Origin of the sequence: uncultured Campylobacter sp. (assembly GCF_937980635.1) — a bacterium.
GTDB lineage: Bacteria > Campylobacterota > Campylobacteria > Campylobacterales > Campylobacteraceae > Campylobacter_B.
Genome location: NZ_CALJPG010000036.1, coordinates 35,084 through 45,469 on the forward strand (window position 1 = coordinate 35,084; position 10,386 = coordinate 45,469).

At 48.4% G+C, this 10,386-nt stretch carries 9 protein-coding genes; 6 read left to right on the forward strand and 3 right to left on the reverse strand.

The window, feature by feature from the left end; translation table 11 throughout:
- Positions 1–111 precede the first annotated feature (111 nt).
- Complete coding sequence (locus Q0460_RS09930) at positions 112–903, forward strand: class I SAM-dependent methyltransferase (protein ID WP_299086574.1); 792 nt, start codon at positions 112–114, stop codon at positions 901–903.
- Between the two features lie 429 nt (positions 904–1,332).
- Here the strand turns inward: Q0460_RS09930 and Q0460_RS09935 are convergent, their stop codons facing one another.
- Complete coding sequence (locus Q0460_RS09935) at positions 1,333–1,887, reverse strand: manganese efflux pump MntP family protein (RefSeq protein ID WP_299086575.1); 555 nt, start codon at positions 1,885–1,887, stop codon at positions 1,333–1,335.
- An 86-nt stretch (positions 1,888–1,973) separates the two neighbouring features.
- Between Q0460_RS09935 and Q0460_RS09940 the strand changes: the two genes are divergently transcribed.
- Both Q0460_RS09940 and Q0460_RS09945 read left to right on the forward strand, forming a co-directional pair.
- Entirely contained in the window at positions 1,974–2,603 is a 630-nt protein-coding gene (locus Q0460_RS09940; RefSeq protein WP_299086576.1) for a hypothetical protein, read from the forward strand.
- A gap of 226 nt (positions 2,604–2,829) precedes the next feature.
- Positions 2,830–4,458 (forward strand): DMT family transporter, encoded by a 1,629-nt coding sequence (locus tag Q0460_RS09945; protein WP_299086577.1) that lies wholly within the window; start codon positions 2,830–2,832, stop codon positions 4,456–4,458.
- Here Q0460_RS09945 and Q0460_RS09950 read toward each other — a convergent pair.
- Positions 4,402–5,205, reverse strand: a complete 804-nt coding sequence (locus Q0460_RS09950) for a metal ABC transporter permease (protein WP_177388780.1) — start codon at positions 5,203–5,205, stop codon at positions 4,402–4,404. The genes Q0460_RS09945 and Q0460_RS09950 overlap by 57 nt on opposite strands.
- Positions 5,198–5,965: an ABC transporter ATP-binding protein gene (locus tag Q0460_RS09955; RefSeq protein ID WP_299086581.1), complete on the reverse strand. Its 768-nt coding sequence runs from the start codon at positions 5,963–5,965 to the stop codon at positions 5,198–5,200. The genes Q0460_RS09950 and Q0460_RS09955 overlap by 8 nt, the downstream gene beginning before the upstream one ends.
- A gap of 99 nt (positions 5,966–6,064) precedes the next feature.
- Between Q0460_RS09955 and Q0460_RS09960 the strand changes: the two genes are divergently transcribed.
- The 3 genes from Q0460_RS09960 to Q0460_RS09970 are packed head-to-tail and all read left to right on the forward strand — an operon-like array spanning position 6,065 to position 10,218.
- Complete coding sequence (locus Q0460_RS09960; RefSeq protein ID WP_299086578.1) at positions 6,065–6,973, forward strand: bifunctional 2-polyprenyl-6-hydroxyphenol methylase/3-demethylubiquinol 3-O-methyltransferase UbiG; 909 nt, start codon at positions 6,065–6,067, stop codon at positions 6,971–6,973.
- On the forward strand, positions 6,936–7,808 hold the full coding sequence (locus Q0460_RS09965) for a cytochrome c peroxidase (RefSeq protein ID WP_299086579.1): 873 nt from the start codon (positions 6,936–6,938) through the stop codon (positions 7,806–7,808). Before Q0460_RS09960 ends, Q0460_RS09965 begins: the two co-directional genes overlap by 38 nt.
- Positions 7,798–10,218 (forward strand): GGDEF domain-containing phosphodiesterase, encoded by a 2,421-nt coding sequence (locus tag Q0460_RS09970; protein ID WP_299086580.1) that lies wholly within the window; start codon positions 7,798–7,800, stop codon positions 10,216–10,218. Before Q0460_RS09965 ends, Q0460_RS09970 begins: the two co-directional genes overlap by 11 nt.
- The last annotated feature ends 168 nt before the right edge of the window (positions 10,219–10,386 follow it).

A 10,386-nucleotide genomic window follows, 5' to 3' on the forward strand; every position in this document is an offset into this window, starting at 1 on the left:
AAATTTAGGCGGGGTTTTGAGCTGCGGACTTTAAAATTTACGGGCGAAATTTAAAATTTTGCCGCAGCGTGCTTTGCCGCCGCGAGATTAAATTTAATAAAAGAAGCGAAGATGAAGCCTGATTATAAAAACTGGGTGCCTAAGGGCATGATCGCGTCATTTGCCGCGGGTGCGGGCGTAGCGTTAGTTTTATTTTTGATTTTCGGCGTTTGCGGTTTGGGTGTTAGCGGTGCGCTAAGAGGCGTGCTAGCTGGGCTTTTCGGCGCAGCGGCGCTGGTTTTGATCGGCTTTACGATCTACTGCATCTTTTGGTACCGCGCGTTTGATTACGGCGGCAAGCGTCAGCTCTCTCGCGCGATCGTAGAGGGCACGGCAAAATACGTAGATCTGCCTGAGGGCGGTCGCGGGCTAGACGTAGGCTGCGGCAGCGGCGCGCTAACGATCGCCGTCGCTAAGCGCAACCCGCACGCATCGGTGCTAGGCGTAGATCGCTGGGGCTTTGAGTACGCGTCTTTTAACAAGCAGCTGTGCGAATCCAACGCGCGCGCCGAAGGGGTGCAAAACACTAGCTTCGAACAGGCCGACGCCACGCAGCTGCCCTTTGAGGACGGCAGCTTCGATGCGGTTACAAGTAACTACGTCTATCACAACATCATGCGCAAGGACCGCCAGGCGCTGCTTTTAGAGACGCTTCGCGTGCTTAAAAAGGGCGGCAGCTTCGCGATCCACGATCTTTTCTCGCGCGGAAACTACGGCGACATGGATGCTTTCATCGCGCGACTTAAGGAGCAGGGCTATGAGCAGCTCGAGCTCATAGACACGACGCAGGGGCTTTTTATGGACCCGCGCGAAGCCAAATGGCTGATGCTAGGCAGCTCAAAGCTTCTGATGGGTAGAAAATGAAAAGCCTTTATTCGATTTAAAATCGGTAGCTAACGCGAATAAAATTTTAAAGTTATTAAAAATTTTGGAATTCTAAGATTACGAAATTTTAAATTTTTGCGAAATTTTAAGAAAACACAATGCGGCGGAATTTTAGAATTCTGCCTAATTTTAAATTTTGAAATTCCGCCTGACGACTACTGCGTTAGTATCGCGACAAATACTTTGATCTGCGCTTTAGATATATTTGCCGTATTGAAGCGGCGCATTTTCGTTCCCGCCACGCACCCAATCGGATTTAAATCCCACCGCTTAGAAAATCCGCGAAATTTTTTATAATTCTATAAATCTAAAATTTTATAAATTTTAAAATTACGTATCGTTACGCCACTATCGCGACAGAGTACTTTAACCGCGCCTACCTCATCTGCCCGCTGAATATCCGCGCCGCTAAATATCGATAACGCCGAGGTGCGAGAGTAAAATTTTAACCCCGATTAGGATCAAAATCGCGCCGCCTAAAACGAGCGCCTTTGAGTGCAGATATTCGCCCGTTAGTTTGCCTGCGTAGCACGCCGCGACGCACAGCGCGAAGCAGACGAGCCCGATCACGCAACAGGCGTAGAGGATGTTTGTCTCGCCAAAGGCAAAGGTCACGCCCACAGCCATCGCGTCGATGCTAGTAGCGATCGCACCCAGCACCAGCTCCTTTGTGCTTAAGCGCAGAGTGGGCTCATCCTGTTCACGGCGGGATTCCGCGATCAACTTAACGCCTAAAAACGATAAAATTCCAAACGCGACGAAGTGATCGATTTGCGCGATAAATTTTACGAAGTTTATCCCCAAAGCGTAGCCCGCTAACGGCATTATAAACTGAGCCGCCGCATAGAAAAACGCGACGCGCGCGATCTGCGCAAATTTAAAATTCGGATATTTCGCGCCGTTTGAAATGCTAAGCGCGACGCTGTCCATAGCAAGCGCAAAAGCGATGAGTAAAAGCTCCATATTCAGCCCTTTTGGTATTATAAAAGCGTTGATTATACATTAAAATTTTCGAAATAAAATAATCAATCTTTAATTAGGGAAAAACTTTGCTTAAAAAATTAATCTTTTGTTTATTGCCACTATTTGCGACTGCTAGCTGGGAAGAGGTCGCCGTAAAGGGACTGGACGTGATGCTTAGCGCGGGTGCGGGCGATAGCGAAAATTTTAAAAACTCACTAAGCACTCTGATCAAACGCGCTGCAAATGAATACGAACGCACTGGCGTACAGGATTACGAGCTCGATCTGCCTAGCTACATTACCGAGCGCGCGGGCAAAAAAAGCATCGCCGTGCAGAATATGCAAAGGCTGGCGAGCAAGAAGCTAGGTCTTGCCGTAGAGCCGATCAAAAAGCTCGTACTCGCTAAAATAAAAGATATGTCCGAAGCCGATACTAAGGCGGTAATGAGCGGCGAGGTGCTATTCAGCCACTATCTGCGCACAAATGCCTTTGATGAAATTTACGAAATCATTCGCCCTTTGGCACGTGAACTAGGAGCCGATGCGAGCTTTGCTAAAAGCTTTAAAAGTGCCGTCGGACGCGAGCCGGGCGAGGATTTTAGTAGCGAGTTTAGCAGCGCGCTCATCAACGAGAGCTTCGATTTTTTAAGCAAAAACGAAATGGAATTTCGCAAAAACTCGGGCGCGATTTTAAACGCGATAAAGAAGGCTAGATAGGCGCGACCGCACTAAAATTTCAGCGAAATTTTACTTTAAATTTATGAAAAATTCTATCTCGGAGCTCGCGGAAAATTTTAATTCGAAATCCGCTTTAAATTTTATCTCAAATCAGACGTGCGAGCGCGCGAAAAATACAGCGCGCGGCAGCGCGGCAAATTTCGCTCCAGCTCCCAACCTCAGAAGAAATTTTAAGTTTCAAGATGCGGCCGCCGAGTTAAATTTTATGAGCAGAAGAAATTTAAAATTTTATCCCGCTTCGGTCGGTTTTGCTGCGCGCAATCTCGCCGCGTTCTATTCCACCCCGCGCGTCAGAAATATAGAAAAAAAAGCTGCTTTAAATTTGGCGACTCTTGCGCTAAATTTAAAATCCGCGCAAATTCCGAGCTGCGCCGAAAATAAAACTTTAAATTCCGCAAAAGCCCCCACAATAAACCTTCGCGAAAATTCCGCAAAGAATTTCAAACAAAATTTTATATTAAATTGTGCGGAAAATTCCACTCATAGCGGCGCAAATAGCGCGAGTTTGCTAAGCCGTGCGAGCGCCGTAGACGATCCAAATTTAAGCCCCGCAAAAAGCCTTGCCGCAGCTCATACGCGACGCTTAAAGAAAAATTTTATCGAGACTCTTGCAAATGATCCAGCCTCCGCTCATGCACCGCAGAGCTTTAGATTGAAAAATTTTAAGGCGCGGAATTTTGCGAAGAAATCTAATTCGGCAGAGAATTCTAGCTCCGCTAGAAGCTTAAATTTCGCGCAGAATTTCGATTTCGCGCAAAGCTCTGATTCTACGCAGAGCCCTGCTGCCGCGCAAAATTCTGCCTCTACGCAAAACTGCACGCAAAGCTCGAATTCCGCGCAGAGTTTCGGGCAAAATTCCAATTCTGCGCAAAGCCGCGTGCAAAACCCCGTTCCGCCTAGCAGGCTGTGGGATCTGGGGCTGCTTTTCGTAGCGATCGTTTGGGGATGCACTTTCGTGCCGGTTCAGCGGGCGCTGCATAGCGGTGACGTTTTTAGCTTTTTGTTTTGGCGCTTTTTGGCGGCGAGCATTTTTACCTACCTCGCCTGCCTGCGCTTCGGCGTCAAATTTGACCGCGACACGATAGGGCGGGGCGTGTTTTGCGGGCTGATGCTATTTTGCGATTTTTCCTGCCAGACCATAGCGCTTGATTATGCGCTATCATCGACGGTGGCGTTTATTTTGGGGCTAAATGTCGTCATCGTGCCCTTTTTAATGCTTGCTTTTTTCGGTAAAAAGGTCGGTGCGAGCGCCTTTGGCAGTGCGGTCGTGGCGCTTTTGGGGCTATATTTTTTAAGCGGAGCAAGCGGCGCGGTTGGATTTGGCATAGGCGAGCGGTTGACGCTAGTTTCGGCGTTTGCATACGCGCTTCACATCGTATTTACCGGCGTCTGCGCGCGCAAAAGCAATCTCTACGGCTTTGTGATCGTGCAGTTTATCTGCGTCTGCGTCTGCGCGCTAATCGCGGCAGTTTTTGTCCCACACGCGGAATTTGAAGACGAGATAAAGGTACTTGGGAATTTGATCTTTTCGCCGAACTTCGATTTTGTTTTCGCGCTGGTTTTGACCTCGATCTTTGCCACCGTCGCGGCGTTTGTGATCCAAACGATGGCGCAAAATCGCGGCGTAAGCGAGATAAAAACGGTGCTGATTTTCGCGCTGGAGCCCGTAAGCGCGGGTATTATGGGGTATGCTTTCGGCGAAAAGCTAAGCGCGCTTCAAATTTTAGGCGCGGCGCTGATACTCGCAGGCATCCTGCTTAGCGAACTGGGTGGACTTTTAGGCGCGAAGTTTGCTAAAGATCGAGCTTGCGAAAAAGCAGACCGAGGCGACTAGGATTATCGAAGCGCCGCTGGTTAGGTTGAGCTTAAAGCTCAAAATAAGCCCCGCCGCGCAAAAGAGCGCCGATAGCGCGCAGCTTATCGCCATCATCGAGCCTAGGCTTTTTGAAATTTTTTCGGCGATGAAAGGTGGGATCGTCATCAGCGAGATTACCAAGATTAGTCCTACGATCTGAATCGACGCGACCACCGCAAGGCTCGCCATCACTACGAGGACATAGTAAAAGACGCTAGTATTTACTCCGCGCAGCAGGGCGAATTCCTTATCGAAGCTGATCGCTAAAAACTGCCTGTAAAAGCACGCCGTAAGCGCCGCAAATGCCGCGCCGCAAATGCCGATGAAGATTAAATTTTCGTGATTTATCGCTAAGATCGAGCCGAATAAAAAGCTCATCAGATCGGATTTGTACCCGGGCGTAAGATCGGCGAAGATTATCCCCAGCGCCATCCCAAACGCCCATATCGCGCCGATTACGGCGTCGAAGCGCTCGGTGTTTCGCAGCGTGACGTAGGCGATGAGCAGCCCCAAAAACAGCGCAAATACGCTAGCTCCCAGCACGGGCGAGATGCCTAAAAATAGCGCGATGCCGATGCCGCCGTATGCGCCGTGCGCGATGCCGCCTGCTATGAAGCTCATGCGATTTATCACGACTAAAGAGCCCACGACGCCGCAGACTATACTGACCAAAAGCCCGCCGAGTAGGGCATTTCGCATGAAATCATAGGATAGAATTTCAGCCATTTTCGCCCTCCTTGCAGCGGCATTCGTTAAGCGCGAGATCGACGGCGCAGAAGTGCCCGTGCTCGCGTCGCAGGTGATCTAAAAATTCCGCCCTGCTTCCCGGATCGATCTCATGAGTATGCGCCGAGCCGTTTGCGACGTAAAGAGCGCGGTTTGCGTAGTTTAGCGCGAGCTGTACGTCGTGGCTGATTAGAATTATGCCGCAGCCGCTCTCGTTTAGGGATTTTAAAAGCTCGTAAATTTGAACTTGCCCCATCGTGTCGATGCTCGCTAGCGGCTCATCAAGAAGTAAAATTTTAGCCTTCGCGCACAGCGCCCGCGCTATATAAACGCGCTGTCTTTGTCCGCCGCTAAGCTCGCTGATACGGCAGTCTGCAAGGTCTTGCATGCCTACGCGCTCCAAGGCTTGCATGGCTTGCTCGCGCTCGAATTTGGAGTAGAAGCCTAAAATTTTCTTATCTATCAGCCCCATTAAAACGACTTCGAGCACGCTTATGGGAAAGCTTTTGTTTATCGCGATGAACTGCGGCACGTAGCCCATTTGCGCCCTGGCAAGCGCGGGCGATCTGCCTAAAATTTCGATCGTGCCCGAGCTTGGTCGCAGCAGCCCCAAAAGCAGCTTCAAAAGGGTGCTTTTGCCGCCGCCGTTGGGCCCGAAAATCGCTAAAAAATCGCGCAGCTCGTAGCTTAAGTTTATATCTTTTAAAATTTCGCGTTTTTCGTAAGCAAAGTTTAAATTTCTTATCGTCACGTCCGCCATGAACGCCCTTTCGCCTAGATTTTGAAAGCATTTATTATAGCCCAAATTCGGAAAAATTGCCAAATTTTGCTATTATTACAAAAAATTTAAAGGCTAGCGGTGGAGAGAATCGGCGAAAAATCAGATGAAAATAGCTGGGATAAAAAGTCCGAAAGTTACGCTAAATTTAGCGGCGAGCCGGGCGATTTCGGCAAGCGGGTGTTTGAGATACTGCGCGGCTGGGGCGTGAGCTTTGCGGGTAAAAGCGTGCTCGACGTGGGCGCCGGCACGGGGGTTTACTCGCTGTATCTCGCGTCGCTGGGCGCCAAGGTCACGGCGATCGATAGCTCGGAGGGGATGCTGCGCGAGCTAAGGCGCAGCGCGGAGGAGTTTGGCATCCCTTTGCAAAACGTATTAAATTTAAGCTTCGCGGAGTTTTGCGAGCGGCTGAGTTGCGATGGCTTTGCAGACGCGGCGGGCGAAAATTTTAAAATTTATCCGAGATCGCAAAGTAAAATTTCAAACTCGCAAGCTCAAGAAGCGTGGGCTTTAAATTTTAAAAATTCTGCAGGCAAAAACCGCGAGAGCGAAAATTTTAAAATTCCCGCAGTTTTTGATATCGCGTTTCTTACGATGAGCCCCGCGCTAAAAAGCACGGAGGATTTTGAGGCGTTTTTGGCTTTGGGCGAGCGAAAAATTTATCTAAACTGGGCGAGCGAGCGCAATTCGTCTATGCTAGCGCCGCTATTTGAGCGCTTCGGCACAGGAGCTAAAAGACTTGCTACCGCCGCCGAAAAGTTTGAGGCGCTGCTCGGGGCGCGCGACATCAAATTTAAAAGCGAAATTTTAACCGAGAGGCGCGAGCAAAAACGCAGTCTGCAAGAAGCGGTGCAAAACGCCGCGTGGCACCTGCATATGGACGGCGCGGAGGCTAGCGAGCGCGAGATTGAGGAGATTTTGAAAAAGCGGGCTAAAGGCGGGATGATAAGCGATGAGATTGAAGCGAGCTTTAAGCTGTTTTATATTTAGCCTGGCGCCGCTTTTGGGGCTTTGCGGCAATCTTTTTACGCCGCTTGAGATGCCTAAATATGATCCGCAAAAGGCGCGGCTGGGTGCAAAAATTTTTACCGATGTAAGATTTAGCAGCAAAGGCCGCTCCTGCGAGAGCTGCCATAACTTCTATCTAAACGACTCAGGCGCTTCAGTGCGCGATGGACGCGTGCCTACGCTAATAAATTCTTATTACTTTGATCGCTACTTGGGCGATTATAATTTCGCGGGCTTTGAAGCGCGGATCGCGGCGTCGGTTTTTGGCGAGAATGAACTGGACGCGAGCGAAGATAGAATTTTAGAGCTTATCAGGAAGAATTTAGCCTACAAGCAGGCTTTTGAAAGTGCTTACGGCGAGGCGAATACGGCGAACTTCATTGATGCGCTAAAGGAATTTTTAAAATCCAAAACCGCGATAAATTCTAAATTTGATCGGTTTTTGCGCGGCGAGGTTAAGCTAAATGATGCCGAATATAACGGATATGTGCTTTTTGTGCGGCTGTGTTCGGCATGTCATAACGGCGTTAGCCTTGGCACCGGCAGCTTTACTAAAATTCGCCCAAGCGCGGAAGAGGAGGATGCGCCTAGGCATAGGCTCACTTCCGATGGATTTGAGCTGCGCCGCGTGCCTAGCTTGCGCAATATCACGCAAACCGCGCCTTACGTAAACGGGCAGACGGATTTGCGTCTTGCGGTGCGGCAGATCGCAAAGGATCTGCTAAAATACGATCTTAGCGATGGGGAGCTTGATGCTTTGATGAGCTTTTTAGCCACACTTAAGGGCGAGATGACGGAGGCGCAGGATGAAAGATAAGATAATGTGGGCTTTGATGGTGGGGATTATGATATTAGGCATAATCATCGCCGGGAATTATTTCTCGTCGCTAAGAGATGTAGCGAGATTTAGCACGATTTCGCGCGAGCTAGCTTTGATCGATAATGCCGACAATCGCCTAAATATATTATTTGATGCAAAAATCGCAAGAAGGGACTTTTCGATCGCAAATGCCGATATGCGCGGCATCTATCAGGTGCTACAAGCTCTGCAAAAAGACAAAATCATTGATAAAATCGGACTTAGCAGCGATGTGCGCGCGATCGGAAGCGCTTTTAGCGATAAAATTTCACTTTTGGACGAGCTTGGAGCTTTAAATTCGCAGAATTTAATCCTTTTTCAAAGTCTGCAGCAAAAATTTTTATCCAGTGGCGCAAATGCGCAAAGAGCAAATCTCTACTCTCAAATTTTAGGGCTTAACTATAAAAATCGCTCCGAGATCTCCGCTTTGAAAAGCGCGCTAGAAAGCGCAGATGCGTCAAGCCCTGACGAAGCTGCGTTTATAGGAATCGCGCGACAAATTTTAAGGAATTTCGAGCGGCAAAATATCATCGTAAGCGATAATCTCTCGTTGCTAAATGAGCGCTTCGCAAGCCTGCGCGAGCGATTTTCTTACGCTAGCGAGGAATTTTACGGCTCGTTTATGCAAATGACTATGCTTTACACGGCGGTGTTTTTGTCGTTTTTACTGCTTACTTACATCATAAATTCCGATGCTTTGCGTAGTAAACGCGCCCTCGCGCCCTATCGCGCGCTATGCGAGGAGGCAGGCGAAGCGATAGTTTTGGCAGATCAAAGCTTTAAAATTTTATACACCAATAAAAGCGCGCTTAGCTTAAGCGGCTACGAACAAAGCGAGCTGCAAGGAAGCGATCTTGGAGTTTTGATGCCCAAAGATAAGGGGATCGAACTTCCTGCGATGGTAAATAAAAGCGCCAAAGATACGCGCCTGCTTCGTAAAAACGGCGAACTAGCCGACGTGAGCTTAAGACTAGCAAATATCGCCGCTGCATCCAAGCCGCCGCTATATGCGCTTTACGCTCATGACATCGGCGAGCGCGAGATTATGAAACTAGCTCTTGCGAGCGCAAAGGAGAGTTTAAACAATCAAGTCTATATCGATCATCTTACGGGCCAGGGCAACGAAGCGGCGCTATATGAGCTAATAAACGCCGAAAAAACGGGCGTAGCGATCTACATCACTATCGTAAATTTTGCGAATTTGCGGCTTTTTTACAAGGCGGAGACGACAAATGAAATTCTGCGCTCCTTTGCGCGCACGCTTGCAATGTGTATCGAATCGCACGAGATCAAAGCCAGTATCTTTCGCATCCAATCGGATGAGTTTTGCCTATTTTACGAGGGACTAAATGTCGCGCGCGACGTGGAGATCATAAATAAATACTTCACCGACAAGGTCTTTAATCTCCATACCACCGAGGGCTTTGCGTCCGCGCCTTTAAATATCACGATGGGCGTAAGCGAGCGCGCCGACGTAGCGGGCGGCGCAAATAGGGTCTTTCAGGCGGTTATGGCGATGTATGAGGCGCAGAGCAAAAACGAGCATGTGGGCTTTTACTCGCGTCCAAATGCGATTGAGGAAAAATATCTGCAAAATCAGATTATGATCAACACCATTCAAAACGCGATCAAGAAAAATCAAGTCTTTGTACTCGTCCAGCCTATATTTGATATCACCCACCGCGATCCTAGTGGTAACACATACGGCACCGAGGGCGGTGATTATGTCCCATTAGTATATGAAATTCTAATCCGTCTAATCGACCGCTCGGGCAAGACGCGCTGCCCTGGTGAGTTTATCGACATCGCAAAGCAGACCTCGCTCTACATCCCGCTAACTCAGGTCGTAATAAACGAAGCTTTTCGCTTGCTAGACCGCTTCGCAGGGACTTGCTTTAGCATAAATCTTTCATATTTTGACATCGCAAACGAAGGTATCAAGGAGCTTTTAGAGCGCAAGCTCGCATCCAGCCCAAATGCTTCAAATTTGTTTATTGAAATTTTAGAAAGCGAGGAATTCGACGATTACGAGAGCCTGCGTAGCTTCATTGCCGTAGCCAAAAACTACGGCTGCAAGGTCGCGATAGACGATTTTGGCAGCGGATACTCCAACTACTATAGAATTTTAACGCTTGATGTGGATTACATAAAGATCGACGGAGCGCTCATCAAAAACATCGCAAACGACAAAAACTCGCGCGCCATCGTCGAAACGATCGCTAACTTCGCGCGCAAGCAGGGCTACGAGCTCATCGCCGAATACGTAGAAAACCACGAAATTTCAATCATCTTAGAAGAGATGGGGATTAAATATATGCAAGGCTACTTCTACAGCAAACCGATGGAGCCTTCGAGGATAAAATTCTAATCTCATCTTTGCAATAGATAGAGGTGTTTTTACACCCCCACTATTGACAAAGAACCCAAATTTATTATATAATTATAATCAAATTTATTATATAATTATAACATAAAAGTCAGGGTGGATAAATATTCGTTCAGCAGGTGATGAAACAGCAACTTCAAATGCTCAAGC